Raw genomic sequence first — 18,569 nt, forward strand, 5'->3', positions numbered from 1 at the left:
TCGCGAGCGCAGCCGTCAGCGCATTGACGCCGCCTTTCGCCGCCGAGTACGGCACGCGGCGGATGCCGCGCGTCGCGTTCGACGAGATGTTGACGATCGTGCCGCCGCCGCGCGCGAGCAGGTGCGGCAACACCGCGTGGCACGTATAGAGCGTCGGCATCAGCGAGCGGCGGATTTCCGCATCGATCTGCGCCGGCTCGAATTCGGCGAACGGCCGCATGCGAATCGCGCCGCCGACGCCGTTGATCAGGATGTCGATGCCGCCGAACGTCTGCACGGCGTGCGCGATCGCCGCATGCGCGCCTTCGTACGTTTCGAGATCGGCGACGAAGCCGGCCGTCTCGCCACCGGTCGCTTCGGCCGCGACCTCGGCGACGAAATCCGCGCGATCGACGAACAGCACCCTGCCGCCTTCGGCCGCCGCGCGCAGCGCGACGCCACGGCCGATGCCCTGCGCGGCACCCGTGACCACGATGATCTTCCCGGAGAATCGTTGCATGATCACGCCGCCTTTGCCGTGACGTTAGGGGTGAACTTCTCGTAGTGGAAGCTGTTCGGCTTCACGCCTTCGTCGTCGAAGAACTTGCGCACCGCGTCGACCATCGGCGGCGGCCCGCACAGATAGACGTCGACGTCGCCGTCGTTCAGCGCATCGGCCGGGATGTGCTGCGTGACCCAGCCCTTGCGAGGATGGCTCGACTCCGCATCCGCGATGACCGTCGCAAAGCTGAAATTCGGCAGCTTCGCCGCGTAGGCTTCGATCGCTTCGACCAGCACGAGGTCGAGATCGCGCGTCACGCCATAGATCAGGTGCACCTTCTGCTGCGACCCGGTGCGCGCGAGCACCTCGAGCATCGACAGGAACGGCGCGAGGCCCGTGCCGCCCGCGAGGAACAGCAGCGGCCGCTGCACGTCGCGCAGGTAGAAGCTGCCGAGCGGCCCGTGCAGCTCCAGCTTGTCGCCGGGCTGCGCCGATTCCAGCCACGTGCTCATCACGCCGCCGGGAATCTTCTTGATCAGGAAGCTGACTTTCGCATCGGCCGGTGCCGACGAGAACGAGTAGGACCGGTGCTGGCCGCTCGCGGGCACGTCGATGTTCACGTACTGCCCCGGCAGGAAGACAGGCGCGGCCGCGCCGACGTCGAGTTCGAGCACGACAGCCGCATCGTTGTGCTGCTCGACTTTCGTCACGGTCGCGGCAAAGCCGCTCTGGCCCGTCTTGCACGCGACCGACGACGTCGGCACCGCGATCACGCAATCGCTTTGCGGCACCATCTGGCAGGTCAGCACGAGGCCGCCGTCCTTTTCGTCCTCGGTGAGCGCGTCGTCGATGTAGTCGTCGCCGAGGTCGTAACTGCCGCTTTCGGCGCGGCACTTGCAGGTGCCGCACACGCCGTCGGAGCAATCCATCGGCAGGTTGATCTTCGCGCGGAAGGCCGCGTCGAGCACCTTCTCGCCGGCCTTGCAGTCGATGAAGCGGGTTACCCCGTCCTCGAAATTCAGTGCAATCTTGTAGTTGGACATGGCGTCACCTCCACTTCCTTTCATGACAAAGCTATGGTGTCAGACGTGATAGACGTCGAGCACCTGCCGGATGTAGTCGTTCTTCAGCACGATCTTCTTGTACGAGATCAGCAGTTCATCGCCCGCACGGCGCAACGTGACGAACATCGTCCCGAAGAAGTGATCGGTCACGCGGTAGCGGTGGTTCAGCGTGTGAAAGTTGTAGCGCACGTCCACCTCGTCGTCGCGTTCGGCCAGCACCTCGACGTTCGTCACGTTGTGGCTGGTGCGCGGTTCGGGCGTCGATGCGCCGCTGCGCTCGGTCTTGATCCGGAACACGCGATCCTCGAGGCCGCCGCGGTCCGGGTAGTACATCAGCGAGATCTGGCTCTGGTGATCCTCGGTCGGCCGATCGTCGTCGTCCCACGCGGGCATCCAGTACGTGACGTCCTCCGTGTAGCAGGTCAGCCACTCGTCCCACTGGCGATCGTCGAGCAGGCGCGCTTCGCGATACAGCGCCGCGCAGACAGTCCGGTAATCGAAGCTCATGCTGCCACCTCCCCGCGTTCCTTCTTCAGCGCATCGCGCATCACATCCACCCAGTGTTCGTGCTGGCACACGAACAGCCCTTCGTCCTCGCTGCGCTCGCCGGAAATGCGCGGGTTCAGCCCCATCTTCTTCGCGTTCTCGTCCGGGCCGTCGACCCACAGCGGCGCGCCGCGCGACAGGTCGTTCCACATCGCCGTGATGCCCGCATAACCGGCCTGGCACGCGCGGAACTCCTCGAGGTCGTCGGCCGTACCCATGCCCGTCACGTTGAAGAAATCCTCGTACTGGCGGATCCGGATCGTGCGATCGGCTTCGCTCTCACCCTTCGGCGCGAAGCAGAAGATCGTGACTTCGGTCTTGTCGACACCCAGCGGCCGCACCACGCGAATCTGCGTGCTGAACTGGTCCATCAGGAACACGTTCGGGTACACGCACAGGTTGCGGGTCTGGTTGACGATGAAGTCGGCCAGCACGTCGCCGACGCGCGCCTTGATCTCGTCACGGTGCTGATACACCGGCCGCACTTCCGGATTCATCGTCTGCGTCCACAGCAGGATGTGGCCGTTGTCGAAGCCGTACACGCCCGCGACCGACTTGCTCCAGCTGTTCGCGTCGACGGCCTTGGTGCCGTCTTCCTTGCGGCGGCCCATCGTCGCCGCGTAGTTCCAGTGCACGGTGCTGACGTGGTAGCCGTCGCAACCGTTCTCCATCTGCATCTTCCAGTTGCCTTCGTAGATGTAGGACGAGTTGCCGCGCAGCACTTCGAGCCCGTCCGGCGCCTGGTCGACGATCTGGTCGATGATCACGCGCGCTTCGCCGAGATACTCCTCGAGCGGCAGCACGTCGGCGCTGAGGCTGCCGAACAGGAAGCCGCGATAGTTCGCGAAGCGCGCGACCTTCTTCAGGTCGTGCGAACCGTGCGTGTTGAACTGCACCGGGTACTCGGTCGTCTTCTCGTCCTTCACCTTCAGCAGCTTGCCGGTGTTCGAAAACGTCCAGCCGTGGAACGGGCACGTGAAGCTGCCCTTGTTGCCGTGCTTGCGGCGGCACAGCATCGCACCCTTGTGCGCGCAGGCATTGATCACCGCGTGCAGCTCGCCGGTCTTGTCGCGCGTGATCACGATCGGCTGGCGGCCGATCCACGTCGTGTAGTAATCGTTGTTGGCCGGGATCTGGCTTTCGTGCGCCAGGTACACCCAGTTGCTCTCGAAGATGTGCTTCATCTCGAGCTCGTACAGCTCGGCGTTCGTGAAGATGTCGCGGCGGCAGCGGAATACGCCGGCCGCCTTGTCGTCCTGCACGGCGGTGGCGAGCAGGTGATCCAGGTCGGTGGCTTGGTCGATCGTGGCGGACATGTTGGCTCCTTCCATGCGCGTGCCGCGTCCTGCAAGCACGCTCGCATCGGTAATCGGTTGAATCTCGGGGAACCCGGCCGGCGGCGGCGCATCCGCGCCGCGCCGGCGGGCGGTCAGGCCGTCGCGGCTGCGCGCAGGCGGTGGACGATCTGGTTGTCCTTGCCCTGTACCAGCGGCGTCAGCACGAAGTTGAACTCGATGTCCTGGTACGCATCGGCCTTCATGCCGAGCGCCGTGCCGCCGGTCTTGTCGACCACGGGCGGGATCAGCTCCTCGCGCGTCGCATACGCGAAGTCATCCCAGATCAGCGGATCGCCGTCGATGTTGAACTGCGTCGTCAGCTTGCGGTGGTCGTGGCTATCGACGAAGAAGTGCACGTGCGCCGGACGGTTGCCGTGGCGGCCGAGGCCGTTCAGCAGTTGCTGCGTCGCACCCTGCGGCGGGCAGCCGTACCCGACTGGCATCAGCGTGCGGAATTCGTACTTGCCGTCGGCACCCGTCTTCACCGCGCCACGCAGGTTGAAATCGCTCTGCTTGCCGGTCGGGTCGAAGTGCGAATAGAAGCCGTGCGAGTTCGCGTGCCAGCATTCGACCACCGCGCCCGCGATCGGCTTGCCGTCGAGGCCCGTCACCGTGCCGTGGATCACGAGCGGGCCCGCGCCGTCGTCCGCGTCGAGGTCGATCTTCGACACGCCATCGCGCACCGGTGCGCCCGCGACATACAGCGGCCCTTCGATCGTGCGCGGCGTGCCGCCGTCGAGGCCGACCGCCTTGTCCGCGGCGTCCATCCGGATGTCGAGATACTTCTCGAGGCCGAGGCCGGCCGCGAGCAGCGCCGCTTCGCCGTCCTGGCCGAGCTTGTTCAGGTAGTTGACGCCGGCCCACACTTCGTCGGGCGTGATGTCGAGATCGTCGATCGCCTTGAACAGGTCGCCGAGCAGCCGCAGCACGACCTGCTGCGTGCGCGCGTTGCCGCCTTTCGTGCTGTCCGCACCCGCGTTCGACGCGGCCTTCAGCAGATCCTGCACTTCCCGGGTATCGAAAACTTTGACGCTCATGATGGTGTCTCCACGTGTATTAGGGGGAATGACGGCCGTTGCCTGGCTCGGGTTATCGCGCGACTTTCGTCAGCCCGTCGCGGGTGAAACGCCTGACCTTGTCCTCGTCGAGTTCGATGCCGAGGCCAGGGCCGTCCGGCACGGTCAGTTCGAAGTCGCTGTAATCGAGCGGCTGCGTCAGGATCTCTTCGGTGATCAGCAGCGGCCCGAACAGTTCGGTGCCCCACTGCAGGTTCGCGAAACTCGCGAACAGGTGTGCGGACGCCACCGTGCTGAACGCGCCTTCGAGCATCGTGCCGCCGTACAGCTCGATGCCGGCGGCGTCCGCGATCGCGGCGACGCGCTGCGCGGCGAACAGGCCGCCGCTTTGTTCGATCTTGATCGCGAACACGTCCGCGCCGTGATGCTTCGCGATGTCGAAGGCGCTGTCGGGGCCCTGCAGAATTTCATCGGCCATCAGCGCAATCGGGAAGCGGCGCATCAGGCGCGCCAGCGCCGCGGCCGAGGCCACCGGCTGCTCGACCAGTTCGCAGCCGGCATCGGCCAGCGCCGGAATCGCGCGCGCGGCCTGCGTTTCGCTCCACGCCATGTTCACGTCGACGCGCACCGAGGCGCGATCGCCGACGGCCTTCTTGATCTCGGCCACGTGGCGGATATCCGTATCGAGCGCCTTCGCGCCGATCTTCAGCTTGAACACGTTGTGGCGGCGCTGGTCGAGCATCCGCTCGGCTTCGGCGATGTCGGTGGCCGTGTCGCCCGACGCGAGCGTCCACGCGACCGGCAGGCGATCGCGGCGGCGGCCGCCGAGCAGCTCGCTCACCGGCACGCCGAGCCGCTTGCCGTGCGCGTCGAGCAGCGCGGTTTCGAGTGCGCTCTTCGCAAAGTGGTTGACCTTCGCGAGCTTGCCGAGGAACGCCATCAGCGTCTGGATGCGCGTCGCGTCCTGGCCGACGATCGCCGGCGCGAGATACGTGTCGATCGCGAGCTTCATCGCCTCGGGGCTTTCCGGGCCATACGCCATGCCGGCGATCGTCGTGCCTTCGCCGAGGCCCGTCACGCCGTCGCTGCAGAACACCTTCACGAGCATCAGCGTCTGGCCGTACATCGTGGCCACCGACAGCTTGTGCGGGCGGATCGTCGGCAGGTCGACGAGGCGGGTTTCGATGCGTTCGATGGTGACGGTGGACATGGAGGACGCCGTGGGGGTGAAGTTCTTGAGGCGATTTATACGTCTCGGCCGAATCGAGCGTCCAATACTTTTAGGCGGCCATTTCAATACCTGACAGGTATTGAAATTCGGAAATATTCGTTTGATTTCGCGGTTTACCATACCCTCCATGACAGGCGATACGGCCTGGAAGCCATGCTGGATCGAGGGGAGCGGCCACCCGGGAGGCGGGCGGCCGCAGATGGGTATGGCATCGGTCGCCACGCGCGCAGCGACGCAACAAAGCGGCCTCGGCGGGCCGCTGTCAGGGTTTTCCTGATGCCTCACCCGGGGGCTCGTGGGCAGTTTCTCGGCATGCGCGGTCGGCAACCGGCGTCGCGGCCGTTCGTTCGACCGGTTGTCGGCCCAAGCCGATGTGGTGCCGACAGGATTCACGGCAGCGGTGCTTGCGCACCGGGTCGAGCACGTGCGGGGGGCGGCGTCCGGGCAATCCACAGGACGTGCCTGGCCGGCTTCGTCGCGAGCGCCGCCGGCTCTGGCGATTCATTCAGCCGCCGCACCGCCCCGGCGCGGCGGCACAGCGTCACGACGTACCGTCGCCGCCCGGGTACCCGCCCAACCTGCCCTCCACCCCATACCCATCGTCCGGCGCCGGCAGCCGCCCGAGCACCCGCTCGACCTCCAGCGCGACCGCGATGAGCTCGCGATCGGTGCCGGCCGCCCCATCCAGTGCGAGACCGACCGGCAGCCCGGCCGCCGTCAGGCCGGCCGGGACGGTCATGCCCGGTACGCCGGCATTGCTGCCCGGCTCGGTATTCCGGATGTAGGTCGAGAACACCGACGCGGTCTCGCCGTTGAGCATCATCGCGTCACCCGACGGGATCGGGCACGCGGTCGCGATCGTGGCCGGAAAGACCAGCGCGTCGGCCCCGCTGTCGGCGAGACACTGCCGATACGCGGCACGCGACCGCGTGCGCCGGTCGAGCGCGGTGCGGTACGCCGCTTCGCCGATACCATCGGGGCCGGTGATGTGGCGGGCGATCTTCGCGACGTCCGGGCTCCCCACGTTCGCGACGATGTCGTCGACCGACAGGTCATAGCCGTTCTCGATCAGATACGCATGCATCGACGAACGGAATTCGTACATCGCGATGATGGCCGGCTCGTCGTCGAAGAACCCCGGATAGTCGTTCAGGTCGATGTCGACGCACTCGAAACCCGCCTGCGACAGTTTCGCCACCGCGGCATTCGCCACCGCGTCGACATCCGGCGCGAGGCCGCGCCAGAACGTCGTGCGCGGGACCGCCAGGCGCACCGGGCGCGTTGTGTTGCGCGTGGGCAGCGACGTCGGCGTGCCGGTGCCGGTGCCCGACAGAATCGCGTCGAGCAGCGCGATGTCCTCGACCGACCGCGCGATCGGGCCGACGGTGTCGCGCGTGCGCGAAATCGGCGCCACACCGCCCGACGGGTAACGCCCCACGGTCGGCCGGAGGCCGACGGCACCGCACAGCGCCGCCGGAATCCGCACCGAGCCGCCGGTGTCCGTCCCGAGCGCGGCGGGCACCACGCCGGCGCCGACGAGCGCGCCCGAGCCGCTGCTGCTGCCGCCCGGAATCCGGTTGAAGTCATACGGGTTGCGTACCGCGCCCGTCACGCGGTTGTTGCCCGATACGCCGAATGCCAGCTCGTGCAGGTTGGCCTTGCCCGCGATCAGCGCCCCGTGCGCCAGCAGCCGCGCGACGACCGGCGCATGCTGCGGCGGCACGCGGTTATGCAACGCCAGCGTGCCGTTGCCGGTCGGCAGGCACGCCGTGTCGATGTTGTCCTTGATCGCGATCGGCAGGCCCAGCAGTGCGTGCGGAGTGGCCGCCGTCGCGAGGTCGCGGTCACAGCGGGCCGCTTCGGCGAGCAGCCGCGCATCGTCGACGCACGTGAAGCCGTTCAGGTAGCGCCAGCGTGCGTGCCGCTCGATCATTGCGTACGCGTATTCGACACAGGAGAACTCCCGGCGCAGGAGCGCGTGTCGGGCTTCGGTGAGCGTCAGGTGTCCCAGGGTGGGCATCGTCGTCGTTCCTCGTAACAGGGGATCGTCACAAGGTAGGGCGCGCCGATTTTGACGCCCATCATCACAATGGATGACCCCGGGGCGTCGGCCGCGCAGCCGGTCACGCCAGTGCGACCGCCAGGCTCGCGCGGTTGGCGACGCCCTTCTTCGCCATCACGCGCCGCAGATGCGTGCGGACCGTCGACAGCCCGATGCCGAGCGTGCGCGCGACGTCCTTGTCGGTATAACCGGCGGCGACGAGCCGCGCGACGTCGCTCTCGCGCTCGGTCAGGCCGGCGCACGCGTGGCGCCGCCGCAGCAGCGCGCGCCGGAAAAACGGCTCGATGCCGTTCAGCAGCAGCTTGTCGCGTTCGGTGAAATCGGGCCGCCCTTGCGCCCGCCAGATACGCAGGTCGCCGACGTGCGTCGCGCCGTCGAACGCATAGACGTTGATGCCGTGGTGCATGCCGTCGCGGCGCAGGAAATCATTGTAGAACTCGGTCTGTTCCAGCTCGCGCCGGCTCACCACCTCGTCGACGCAGGTCGCCACGCGGCGCGCGCGCAGTTGCGGCGTGACCGGATCGATATGCTGGAACCACGCTTCGTACCGGGCGATCTGCAACGGATCGACGTTGTACGCGAACCCGTTGCGCCACAGGCCGGTTTGTTCGTCGCAATCGAACGATGCGGCGAAATCCGCGCGAAGCAGCTGCGTGATCGCGGGCAGCACGACCTTCCTCACGTCGACGACCGGCCCCAGTTCTTCCAGGCGGGCGACGATGTCGCCGAACAGCCGGAGTTCCTCCGGCGTGATATCGGACACGGCAAGGTTCATGGCGGACGGTTCCTCGGCAAGCCGGTGGAGAACACCTGTATCGAGCGCTTCGACGGGCGATTCCGCGACCAAGGCCCGAACGAGCACGGGTTCGTCACGATGCGCCATGTTACCCGGCTGATCGACGCATCGCGTATCGAATCCGGCACCGGGCAGGCTCATGGTCGACGCCCGGGCAGTTCGCCGCGGCGCACGAGGCAAGGCAGCCGGTATCCCGACGAGAAACACGGCCGGCCAACTGCCGCACGACGGGCCGCCGCGTCATTGCGCACGCGTGAAGACCTGCTCAGCGGCCGGCAGCCGCCACCGACGCCTGCCATTGCGCGGCCACGCCGGCGTAATCCCTGACCTTGAAAGCGGAGCCGTCCTGGACATGGACCCAGCCGAGCGTGCGCTCGGCGAGCGGCTTGTCGTGGTCATCCGTCGCGATCTTGACGATCGCCTGCGCACGCACATGCACGAGACCGTCCGGATAGTCGGACGACGGGTTCGCGAGCGTCACCGTCACGAACGGCCCGAGATCCTGCAGAAGGCGAGCGGCCGGCGGATTGTCGGCCATCAGCAGCGAACCGCCCTTCACGCGATCGTCCACGCGAATGGCCGTGCCGCCCGGCCGCCGCTGCGCAGCGGTCGGCTGCGACATCCACAGCACGTGATCCGGGTTGAGATAGACCACATCGGGATCGCCCATCGCGTCGCGGGTTTCAATCCGGGGTATCGGCATGCACAGTCTCCAGTCGAATATCGGGCACCGAATGCCGGTGCGGCGGCACCATGATGATGCCGCAATATGTCGGCTTGCCGCGTGTCTGGGGGCGAATGGTGCGACCACCCGTGGCCGGATGGCCGCGCGCTGTGCACGCTACTGCTTCGCCGGTGCGCCGGTGCGCCAATGCCGTCGAGCGGTGGGTGACGCCGCTTCGCGCCAACGCGATCAGCGGCCGGGCAGCCCGGCCGCACCGCCTACCCTCGCCACGTTGCGTCCGCAAGCTTCGCCACCAGCTCGTCGTACACGACCCGGATGCGCCGGGGCATCGGCCCGCGTCGCGGCCGATAGACGTGCAGCTTCCACGGTTCGGGGTCGAGGCCGGGCAGCAGCCGCACGAGGCGCCCTTTGTCGATGTACGGCCGGACGAGATACTCCGAGCACTGGCCGAGCCCTACTCCCGCGCATATGGCCTCGATCTCCACCTCGGTGTCGTCGGTCAGATACGCCGGCGACGACGGGACGAACTGGTGCTCCCCGCGAAACATCCACGGCCATGCCCGCCCGCTCGCGCGATCGATCAGGCAGGTGACCGGCATCGATTCGAGTTCCTTGCGGTTCTTCGGCTCACCGAGCCGCCTGATCAGCGACGGCGCGCCGACGATCCACATCGGCAACGGTCCGATCATGCGCGCGACGAAGCGGTTGTCGCCGATCGCCCCGACGCGCACGCCGATGTCGATCTGTTCGTCGACCACCGGCGACGGCACGTCCGACAGCCGCAGGTCGGGCACGAGCCCCGGATAGCGCCGCATGAGATCGCTCAGGATCGGCTGGACGTAATGACGCCCCATGCCCGACGGCGCCGTGATCCGGACGACGCCCACCGGCTCGTCGGCCTGGCCGGTCGCGGGCCCGAACAGCCCGTCGACGGCGGCCAGCGCCGTCTGCGCGTCGCGCGCGAACGCTTGCCCGAACGCGGTGATCCGGATGCTCCGGGTCGTCCGGTGAAACAGCGTTTCGCCGAGCATCTCCTCCAGTTCGCGCACCGCACGCGTCACGACCTGCGGCGACACGCCGAGGCGCGCTGCCGCCTCGCGAAACGTGGGTGCCGCAGCAGCCGCGGAGAAGATCTTCAGGATATCGAGTCGGTTGAGCATGGAGAACCCTCCTGACGCGCATGCGGTCGCGTTTTTCATTCCCGAAACGGGAATTCTGAATGCGCCATTGTTCCATTTTTTTACGACGAGCGAGCGACCACAATGCACATCAAGCGTGCATCGCAACCGATTCAACTCAGCCACATGTGCCGCTCTCATTCACCTCTCTGGAGAATCTCATCATGAACGCAAGCACGAAACCGGCCCAACTCGACGGCCGCATCGCCCTGGTGACGGGCGCCAGTTCCGGCATTGGCCGCGCATCCGCGATCGAACTGGCGCGTCGCGGCGCCAAGGTCGTCGTCTCCGCCCGGCGCAAGGCCGAACTCGATCAGCTGGTCGACGAAATCATGACCGCCGGCGGCGAAGCCAGGGCCTTCGTCGCGGACGTCGCGAACGAAGACGATCTGCGCAAGCTGTTCGACTTCACGGCATCGACCTACGGACGCCTCGACATCGCGTTCAACAATGCCGGCACGGAAGGCGTGTTCGCGCCGCTGCTCGAGCAGGATGCCGAGCGATTCGACAGGGTGTTCGAACCGAACGTGCGCGGTGTATTCAATTCGATGAAGTACGCCGCCGAAATCATGCTGCGGCAGGGGTCGGGCAGCATCATCAACAACGCGTCGATGGGCGGGCTGATCGGCTTCGAGAATGCGTCGGTCTATATCGCGAGCAAGCACGCGGTGATCGGGATGACGAAGACCGCGTCGATCGAATGGTTCAAGCGCGGCGTGCGCGTGAACGCACTGTGCCCGGGGCTGATCGAAACGCCGTTCCATCACCGTGGCATCTGGCCGTCGGACGATGCGCAACAGGCGTTTGCCGCATCGACGCCGGCAGGACGCTGGGGCTCCGCCGAGGAAATGGCGACGATCGTCGCGTTCCTCGCGTCGGATGACTCCAGCTATGTGTCAGGGCACGCGCTCGTGGCCGACGGCGGTTACTCGGTGGCATGACCGGTGAGGCGCGAGGCCGGGCGGTGGCCGTGTTCGCCGCACGCCGCGGCCCGGCGTCGGCTACGCCACCGCCTGCCTCGCGTGCAGCCGCAATGCGAGCCACGCGATCCCGACCGCCACCGCGCCGACCACGCCGCCGAACGTGCCGACCCACGGCAGCCCGAAGTCGCCGGCGATATGGTTGCCGATCAGCGCGCCCGCGCCGATGCCGACGTTGTACAGCCCGGAGAAGATCGACACCGCCAGGTCGGTGCCCTCCGGCGCCAGCTTCAGCACCCATGCCTGCATCGCCAGCCCGAAGCAGACGATCGCGCCGCCCCAGACCAGCGTATGCACGGACAGCGTGACGATGTTCAGCGCGCACGGGAACAGGATCAGCAGGCATCCCGCCAGTGCAACGATCGACCCGAGCAGGAAGTCGTCCGGCCGGTGCGGATAGACGCGGTTGAAGCAGATCGCGGCCGGTATGCCGGCGATGCCGAACAGGATCAGCACGTAGGTAATCCGGCTGCTGCTCGCGTGATTGACGCTCTGGACGAACGGTTCGATGTACGTATACGACGTGAAGTGCGCGGTCACGACCAGCACGGTGATCGCGTACAGCGCCACCAGCGCGGGCTTGCGCAGGAACACGCCGATGCTGCTGAGCGACCCGGCGCCCTGGCTCGGCAGCACCGGCAACGTCGCGCGCAGCAGCAGCAACGCGACACCCGCCGCGCCGCCGATGATCAGGAACGTGACTCGCCAGCCGAACGTCTCGCCCACCACGCGCCCGAGCGGAATGCCGGCCACCATCGCGATCGCCGTGCCCATCGCCAGCAGGCTGAGCGCGCGGCTTTTCCGGTCGCTCGGCGCGAGCCGCACGGCCAGCGGCACGGAAATCGACCAGAACACCGCATGCGCGCACGCGATGCCCAGCCGGCCGACCATCAGCACCGCGAAATTCCACGCGACACCGGTCACCACGTGACTGCCGATGAACACCAGCAACGCCCCCATCAGCAGCTTGCGGCGCTCGACATGGCGCGTGGCCAGCGTCAGCGGCAGCGACACGACGGCCACGGCCCACGCGTAGATCGTCAGCATCAGGCCGACGTCGGTCGGCTGCATGTGCAGGCTGTCGCCGATCGCGCTGAGCAGCGCGACGGGCACGAATTCAGTGGTATTGAAGATGAAGGCGGTGAGTGCCAGGGCCAGTACGCCCCACCACGAGTGCTTGGAACTGACGGCGTCCGGTGTGGCCATACCTGGAATCGACGAGACGAGAGTTGGGGGCGCGCGGCGCGGAGAGCCCGGCCCGGCGATCGTCGCGATTGTACCAGCGGCATATGACACGGCGCGGTGCGGGTTGCCCGCGGGACATGGTCATGACACGGCCATGCGCCGATAATGTGCCGACCGGCTTCCACGACCCGTTCGCTCGATCCCTGTCGAGCCTGGAGAATCCCATGCGCATTGAAACGTCCTTTCTGTTCGATCTCGACGGCACGCTCGTCGACAGCGTCTACCAGCACGTGCTCGCCTGGAAGGAGGCGCTCGATGCCGAAGGCATCGAATTGTCGGTGTGGCGCATCCACCGCAAGATCGGCATGAGCGGCGGCCTGTTCCTGAACCAGCTGCTGCGCGAGACGTCGGGCGACCTCGACGCCGAGCGCGTCGAGCGGCTCGCCCGGCTGCACGCGGCCGCGTACCAGCGGCTGCGCGCGCAGGTGCGGCCGCTGCCGGGTGCGCGTGAACTGCTGGCCGCGCTGTCGGCGGCGGGCATTCGCTGGGCGATCGCGACCAGCGGGCGGATGGAAACGGCCGCCATCAATCTCGAGGCGCTCGGCGTCGATCCGGCGAAAAACGTCGTGGTCACGCGCGACCAGGTCAAGTATGCGAAGCCGGATCCCGACCTGTTCCTGACGGCCGCCGCGCAGCTGAACGTACCGATCGAACATACGGTCGTGGTCGGCGACAGCATCTGGGACATGCTCGCCGCTGCCCGCTGCCGCTCGCTCGGCGTCGGGCTGCTGTCGGGCGGATACGGCAGCGACGAACTCGAACGCGCGGGCGCGCTGCGCGTGTACGACGATCCGGCCGATCTGCTGTGGCATCTCGACGAGATTGCCGCACGACCCTGAACCGCCGGTTCGACATCGATCCCGCCGCGCCGCATGCAGGGCTGCACGGGACCATTGCGGTCACGGCGATGAACGGGCGCGGCCGCTTGCGTTCGATTCCGGCCCTGCTACGAAGGGTCATGCGCATCGATGCCCGACCAGCCTGCGATGCGCGGCACAGACCGCTCGGCTGCGCAATTGAAAACGCCCGTGCGCGTCAGCCGGTCGCTGCATCGCCGCCACCGCCGCCGTCACGTGCGTTCGAGATCGCTTCGACGAGCTTCAGTTCGTCGTCGATCGACAGCGTCGTGTCGATCACTTCGCCGCCGAACGGTGCAAGCGCCGTGCTCAGTGCATAGATGTCGAGTTGCGTCGCGGCCAGCCCGAGCGACACGGTGCCGGGGCGCGCCTTGCGCGCGACGCGGTCGATCAGTGCGTCGTCCACCGGCCGCTCGCGCCACGCATCGAGCGACGATTCGATGTGCTCGACCACGCTGTCGAGCAGCGATCCGGGCGGCGTGCGCCCGGGGTCGACTGCATGCGCGCGCAACTGTCCATCCGTCGCGCACTCGACGATCGCGATACCCGACAGCGCGACGACGTGCCGGTCGCGTAACGTATCGAGTTCGGCAAGCGCGCGATGGGCGGCCGCGAGGTCGGGATAGGACAACACAATCAGCGTATTCATCAGCCACTCCGTGAAATCAGGCCGCCGCGTCCGACTGCGCCGCGCTCAATGCGGCAGCCCGAACGCGGCCTTCAGGCTCGCGACGATCATCTGCATCGCGATCGCCGCGAGAATCATCCCCATCAGGCGCTGCGTCACCGCCGTCACGCGCGGCGACAGGTAATGGCCGATCAGCGGTGCCGACAGCAGCGAAACGGCCAGCAGCACGAGAAACGCGGCGAGCCCGAGCGCGAACGCGAGTTCCTGCCCGGTCGACAACGCGCTGTGCCCAAGTACGATCATCGTCGCGATCGTGCCGGGGCCGACGAGCAGCGGGATCGTCAGCGGATAGATCGCGACGCTCTCGGCCGTCGCCGGATCGGCACCTTCGCTTTCGCCCGGCGCATGCTGGCGGCTCGGCGCGCCGTGCAGCATCGACAGCGCGATCAGCAGCACCAGCAGCCCGCCCGCGAGGCGGAAATCGTCGATCGTCAGGCCGAACACATGCAGGATCGCGCCACCCGCGACCGCCGACACGATGCAGCCGACCGTCACGCCGATCGCCGCCGTCAGCGCGACCTTGCGTCGCACGCCGTCCGCCGCGCCTTCCGTCAGCGACAGGAACACGGGGATGTTCGCGATCGGGTTCATGATCGCGAACAGCGCCGCGAATACCTTGATGGAAAAGGTCAGATCGAAGGCCACAGGTTCGCTCCCGTCTCGCGCGTCGACACGTGCTTCGAATCGCGCGCAGGTTCCGCTTCGTTTCGGATGCACGGCGCCCGCCATGCTGCTACGATCGACGCACCGCGTTCACGCACGACGGAGGGCCCCGACCAATGCAAGCCACCGACACTTTCATGGATCACGAGATTCGCGTCGATGCGACGCGCAACGCGAACGGCGCGTGGGTCGCGCAGGTGCGGATCTTCCGCGACGGCGCGCCGGTCGACCTGCCCGCACCCGAGCTCGTCACGCCCGAATGGCTCACGTGCGACGAAGCGCTGCGCGGCGGCATCGATCAGGGCCGCGTGATCATCAAGACACGCGACCGGTAGCGGCAACCGACTCATCGGTGCGCAGCGCACGGCGCGTTTCACGCATCGAAATCCAGATCGCCGATCAGGATCTCGCGGTCGCGCTGGGTCCGCGTGCTGAAATCGACCGGCAATTCCATCTGCCAGCGTTCGATCGTGACCGGCAGCGCCGCGAGATAGCGGTCGAAGCGGCTGCGGTCGGGCTCGGCCAGCAGCGCATCGATCGCGTCGTCACGCCACGCGAGCCGCGCGTTCAGCCGGTTCGGCAATCCGACCGTCGACGTGAGGCCGATGACATCGACACAGGTCGGGCTGCCCTGCCCGTCGTGCGGCACGACGTCCACCCTCACATCGCCAGCCTGATACAGGCCGAGCACGCGCGCCGCGATACGCGGCGCAAACTCGGTTTCGAAACGTGCACGGACATCGGGATTCATCTCGCCTCCAGGGTTCGAATCATGTCGTCACGCCGCTGTCACGCGGCTGCAATCTGTCGCTCGAATGCCGCTTCCGCCTTCAGGCTGTCGAGATCGCGGCCGATCGTCGCGACCGCGAGCCGCGTGTTGCCGCGCCAGTACGCGATCGAGCAATCGTGCGCGCCGAGGTCGCCATCGATCTCGACACGATCGAATTGCTCCGCATGCCCGACATAGTTGATCGTCAGGTCGTAATGCTGGCTCCAGAAGAACGGCACCGCATCGAACGGCCGCTGCTGCCCGAGCAGGTTGCGCGCGGCGACGATGCCCTGCCGCTCGGCAACGACCCAGTGCTCGACGCGAATGCGCTCGCCCGTCAGCGGATCGGGCCAGCGCGCGATGTCGCCCGCCGCGTAGATGCCGGGCGCACTCGTCTGGAGGAAGCGGTCGACCGTCACGCCGCGCTCGACGGCCAGCCCCGCGTCCTGCGCGAGCCCCACGTTCGGATGAACGCCGATGCCGACCACCACGAGATCGGCCGGCAGCACGTCGCCGGTCGACAGCGTCACGCTGTCCGGCGTGATCTGCGCCGGCGTCGCGCCGAGATGGAACACCACGCCGTGCGACTCGTGCAGGGCCTGGATCGTGCTGCCGAGCGCTTCGCCGAGCACGCGCGCCATCGGATGCGCATCGGGCGCGACGACCTGCACGTCGAGCCCGCGCGTGCGCAATGCGGCGGCGGCTTCGAGCCCGATGAAGCTCGCGCCGACCACGACGCAGCGGCGCGCCGTCTTCAGCTTGCCGATCAGTGCATCGCAATCGGCGCGCGAGCGCAGCACGCACACGTGCGGCAGATCCGCGCCGGGCACGGTCAGCCGGTTCGGTTCGGCCCCCGTTGCCAGCAGCAGCGCGCCGTATCCGACACGGCTGCCGTCGGCCAGTTCGACCGCTTGCTGCGCGGGATCGATGCGTACGACATGCGTGCCGCACCGCACGTCGATGTGGTGGTCGGCATAGAACGACGGTGAGCGCAGCGGCAGCCAGTCGGCCTCGGCCGTGCCGGCGAGATAGTCTTTCGACAGGTTCGGCCGGTCGTAAGGCGGATCGGAATCGGCAGTCAGCAGCGTGACAGGATGCGGATAGCCTTCCTGCCGCAGCGTCACGGCCGCCGCGATCGCTGCTGCGCCGCCGCCGACGATCACGATCGAAGCAGGCAGTCCTGCCGCATTCAATGCAGGCGGCACGGCAGCCGGCTGCGCATCGAGTACGACGGCGCGGCCGTCGCGGCGTTCGACACGCCAGCACGGCAGCCCGTCGAGCGCCGGCGCGCGCAGCAACTCGCCGGTGCGTAGACAGAACGCCGCGTGATGCCACGGGCAGCGGATCGTGTCGCCCTCCAGCAGGCCGTCGGCCAAGGGCGCGCCGTAGTGCGGGCACTGCGCGCCCACGGCAAACAGTTCGTCGGCGCGGCGCACCAGCAGCACCGCTGCGTCGCCGACATGGCCCTCGATCATTGCACCGTCGGCGAGATCGTCGAGCGCGATGCCTTGCGTGAGATCGGGACGTGAAGACGAGGAATCGCTTCCGGACATGACATCGCTCCCGCAGAGTCAGGTAACGATCCCATTATCGGCGTCCTTCATGAAAAGAACAGGTACAGACGCCCCCGCAGCGCACGCAAACACGCACTGTAGCTTGTACGAGATCCAAGACGGGCGTAGAACGTCATCAACGTTGCGGCGCAACACGCGCGCCACCCGCGGCGCACGTCGCACGTCGCGCGTTATGCGCAATCCGCATGCCGCGCGCCTTCCCCCCGTCACCCGGAGTGCTACCCGATGGCCACCGTTCTGTGCGTGCTCTACCCCGATCCCGTGGACGGCTATCCGCCGCGCTACGTGCGCGATGCGATTCCGGTCATCACGCACTACGCGGACGGACAAACCGCGCCGACGCCCGCCGGCCCGCCCGGCTTCCGGCCCGGCGAACTCGTCGGCTCGGTGTCCGGCGCGCTCGGGTTGCGCGGCTATCTGGAGGCGCACGGCCACACGCTGATCGTCACGAGCGACAAGGACGGCCCCGACTCCGAATTCGAGCGCCGGCTGCCCGAAGCGGACGTGGTGATCTCGCAGCCGTTCTGGCCCGCCTACCTGACGGCGGAACGGATCGCCCGCGCGCCGAAGCTGAAGCTCGCGCTGACGGCCGGCATCGGCTCCGATCACGTCGATCTCGACGCCGCCGCGCGCGCGCGCATCACCGTCGCCGAAGTCACCGGCTCGAACAGCATCAGCGTGGCCGAGCACGTGGTGATGACAACGCTCGCACTGGTGCGCAACTACTTGCCTTCGCATGCGATCGCGCAGGAAGGCGGCTGGAACATCGCCGATTGCGTGTCGCGCAGCTACGACGTCGAAGGCATGCATTTCGGCACGGTCGGCGCGGGGCGCATCGGGCTCGCCGTGCTGCGCCGGCTGAAGCCGTTCGGGCTGCATCTGCACTACACACAGCGCCACCGGCTCGATGCATCGATCGAGCAGGAACTCGGGCTCACGTATCACGCCGATGCCGCATCACTCGCGAGCGCCGTCGACATCGTCAACCTGCAGATCCCGCTGTACCCGTCGACCGAGCACCTGTTCGACGCGGCGATGATCGCGCGCATGAAGCGCGGCGCGTACCTGATCAACACCGCGCGCGCGAAGCTGGTCGACCGCGACGCGGTCGTGAACGCCGTCACGTCCGGGCATCTCGCGGGCTACGGCGGCGACGTGTGGTTTCCCCAGCCGGCGCCGGCCGATCACCCGTGGCGCACGATGCCGTTCAACGGGATGACGCCGCACATCTCCGGCACGTCGCTGTCCGCGCAGGCACGCTACGCGGCCGGCACGCTGGAGATCCTGCAATGCTGGTTCGACGGCAAGCCGATCCGCAATGAATACCTGATCGTCGATGGCGGCGCGCTCGCGGGAACGGGCGCGCAGTCGTACCGGCTGACTTGACGACGCTACGC

General features: G+C 67.5%; 19 protein-coding genes. 4 read left to right on the forward strand and 15 right to left on the reverse strand.

The window, feature by feature from the left end:
- The 10 genes from JYJ84_RS05345 to JYJ84_RS05390 form a co-directional block, all read right to left on the reverse strand.
- Window positions 1-499, reverse strand: a 499-nt coding sequence (locus tag JYJ84_RS05345) for an SDR family NAD(P)-dependent oxidoreductase (RefSeq protein WP_374102088.1), incomplete at its 3' end; no start/stop codon positions are given.
- A gap of 2 nt (window positions 500-501) precedes the next feature.
- Window positions 502-1,524, reverse strand: a complete 1,023-nt coding sequence (gene benC, locus JYJ84_RS05350) for a benzoate 1,2-dioxygenase electron transfer component BenC (RefSeq protein WP_175017061.1) — start codon at window positions 1,522-1,524, stop codon at window positions 502-504.
- A 39-nt stretch (window positions 1,525-1,563) separates the two neighbouring features.
- Entirely contained in the window at window positions 1,564-2,052 is a 489-nt protein-coding gene (gene benB, locus JYJ84_RS05355) for a benzoate 1,2-dioxygenase small subunit (RefSeq protein ID WP_174949956.1), read from the reverse strand.
- Complete coding sequence (locus JYJ84_RS05360) at window positions 2,049-3,407, reverse strand: Rieske 2Fe-2S domain-containing protein (protein WP_175220584.1); 1,359 nt, start codon at window positions 3,405-3,407, stop codon at window positions 2,049-2,051. Before JYJ84_RS05360 ends, benB begins: the two co-directional genes overlap by 4 nt.
- 113 nt (window positions 3,408-3,520) lie before the next feature.
- Window positions 3,521-4,465: a catechol 1,2-dioxygenase gene (gene catA, locus JYJ84_RS05365; protein ID WP_122950596.1), complete on the reverse strand. Its 945-nt coding sequence runs from the start codon at window positions 4,463-4,465 to the stop codon at window positions 3,521-3,523.
- Between the two features lie 52 nt (window positions 4,466-4,517).
- A complete protein-coding gene (locus JYJ84_RS05370; RefSeq protein WP_122950595.1) occupies window positions 4,518-5,654 on the reverse strand; it encodes a muconate/chloromuconate family cycloisomerase in 1,137 nt (378 codons plus the stop codon).
- Between the two features lie 562 nt (window positions 5,655-6,216).
- On the reverse strand, window positions 6,217-7,695 hold the full coding sequence (gene iaaH, locus JYJ84_RS05375) for an indoleacetamide hydrolase (RefSeq protein ID WP_175220586.1): 1,479 nt from the start codon (window positions 7,693-7,695) through the stop codon (window positions 6,217-6,219).
- Window positions 7,696-7,798: 103 nt separating this feature from the next.
- Window positions 7,799-8,674, reverse strand: coding sequence for a helix-turn-helix transcriptional regulator (locus tag JYJ84_RS05380; RefSeq protein WP_240201836.1), 876 nt, complete (start codon window positions 8,672-8,674; stop codon window positions 7,799-7,801).
- A 124-nt stretch (window positions 8,675-8,798) separates the two neighbouring features.
- Window positions 8,799-9,236 (reverse strand): hypothetical protein, encoded by a 438-nt coding sequence (locus JYJ84_RS05385; protein ID WP_164462941.1) that lies wholly within the window; start codon window positions 9,234-9,236, stop codon window positions 8,799-8,801.
- A gap of 239 nt (window positions 9,237-9,475) precedes the next feature.
- A complete protein-coding gene (locus tag JYJ84_RS05390) occupies window positions 9,476-10,378 on the reverse strand; it encodes a LysR family transcriptional regulator (RefSeq protein WP_175220590.1) in 903 nt (300 codons plus the stop codon).
- A 182-nt stretch (window positions 10,379-10,560) separates the two neighbouring features.
- Here JYJ84_RS05390 and JYJ84_RS05395 point away from each other — a divergent pair, with 182 nt between their 5' ends.
- Window positions 10,561-11,337 (forward strand): SDR family NAD(P)-dependent oxidoreductase, encoded by a 777-nt coding sequence (locus JYJ84_RS05395; RefSeq protein ID WP_175220592.1) that lies wholly within the window; start codon window positions 10,561-10,563, stop codon window positions 11,335-11,337.
- Between the two features lie 60 nt (window positions 11,338-11,397).
- On the opposite strand, the gene JYJ84_RS05400 is transcribed toward JYJ84_RS05395, so the two are convergent.
- Entirely contained in the window at window positions 11,398-12,582 is a 1,185-nt protein-coding gene (locus tag JYJ84_RS05400) for a sugar transporter (RefSeq protein ID WP_175220595.1), read from the reverse strand.
- A gap of 203 nt (window positions 12,583-12,785) precedes the next feature.
- On the opposite strand from JYJ84_RS05400, the gene JYJ84_RS05405 reads away from it, so the two are divergent.
- Window positions 12,786-13,460 (forward strand): HAD family hydrolase, encoded by a 675-nt coding sequence (locus tag JYJ84_RS05405; protein ID WP_122950589.1) that lies wholly within the window; start codon window positions 12,786-12,788, stop codon window positions 13,458-13,460.
- A gap of 196 nt (window positions 13,461-13,656) precedes the next feature.
- Here JYJ84_RS05405 and JYJ84_RS05410 read toward each other — a convergent pair whose 3' ends face one another.
- Window positions 13,657-14,127 (reverse strand): DUF1269 domain-containing protein, encoded by a 471-nt coding sequence (locus tag JYJ84_RS05410; protein WP_175220596.1) that lies wholly within the window; start codon window positions 14,125-14,127, stop codon window positions 13,657-13,659.
- Window positions 14,128-14,172: 45 nt separating this feature from the next.
- Window positions 14,173-14,811 carry a MarC family protein gene (locus tag JYJ84_RS05415; protein WP_122950587.1) on the reverse strand — a complete coding sequence of 213 codons (639 nt, stop codon included), beginning with the start codon at window positions 14,809-14,811 and terminating at the stop codon, window positions 14,173-14,175.
- Window positions 14,812-14,945: 134 nt separating this feature from the next.
- Between JYJ84_RS05415 and JYJ84_RS05420 the strand changes: the two genes are divergently transcribed.
- Complete coding sequence (locus JYJ84_RS05420) at window positions 14,946-15,164, forward strand: DUF6566 family protein (protein ID WP_011349700.1); 219 nt, start codon at window positions 14,946-14,948, stop codon at window positions 15,162-15,164.
- Between the two features lie 38 nt (window positions 15,165-15,202).
- Here the strand turns inward: JYJ84_RS05420 and JYJ84_RS05425 are convergent, their stop codons facing one another.
- Together JYJ84_RS05425 and JYJ84_RS05430 are read right to left on the reverse strand one after the other, a co-directional pair.
- The gene (locus tag JYJ84_RS05425; RefSeq protein ID WP_175220598.1) at window positions 15,203-15,580 is read right to left on the reverse strand and encodes a DUF5594 family protein; all 378 of its coding nucleotides are present in this window, start codon (window positions 15,578-15,580) and stop codon (window positions 15,203-15,205) included.
- 38 nt (window positions 15,581-15,618) lie between these two features.
- On the reverse strand, window positions 15,619-17,151 hold the full coding sequence (locus JYJ84_RS05430; RefSeq protein WP_175220600.1) for an FAD-dependent oxidoreductase: 1,533 nt from the start codon (window positions 17,149-17,151) through the stop codon (window positions 15,619-15,621).
- A 246-nt stretch (window positions 17,152-17,397) separates the two neighbouring features.
- Between JYJ84_RS05430 and JYJ84_RS05435 the strand changes: the two genes are divergently transcribed.
- Window positions 17,398-18,558 carry an NAD-dependent formate dehydrogenase gene (locus tag JYJ84_RS05435; protein WP_175220602.1) on the forward strand — a complete coding sequence of 387 codons (1,161 nt, stop codon included), beginning with the start codon at window positions 17,398-17,400 and terminating at the stop codon, window positions 18,556-18,558.
- The last annotated feature ends 11 nt before the right edge of the window (window positions 18,559-18,569 follow it).

It is taken from the genome of Burkholderia sp. LMG 13014 (assembly GCF_905232215.1).
GTDB lineage: Bacteria > Pseudomonadota > Gammaproteobacteria > Burkholderiales > Burkholderiaceae > Burkholderia.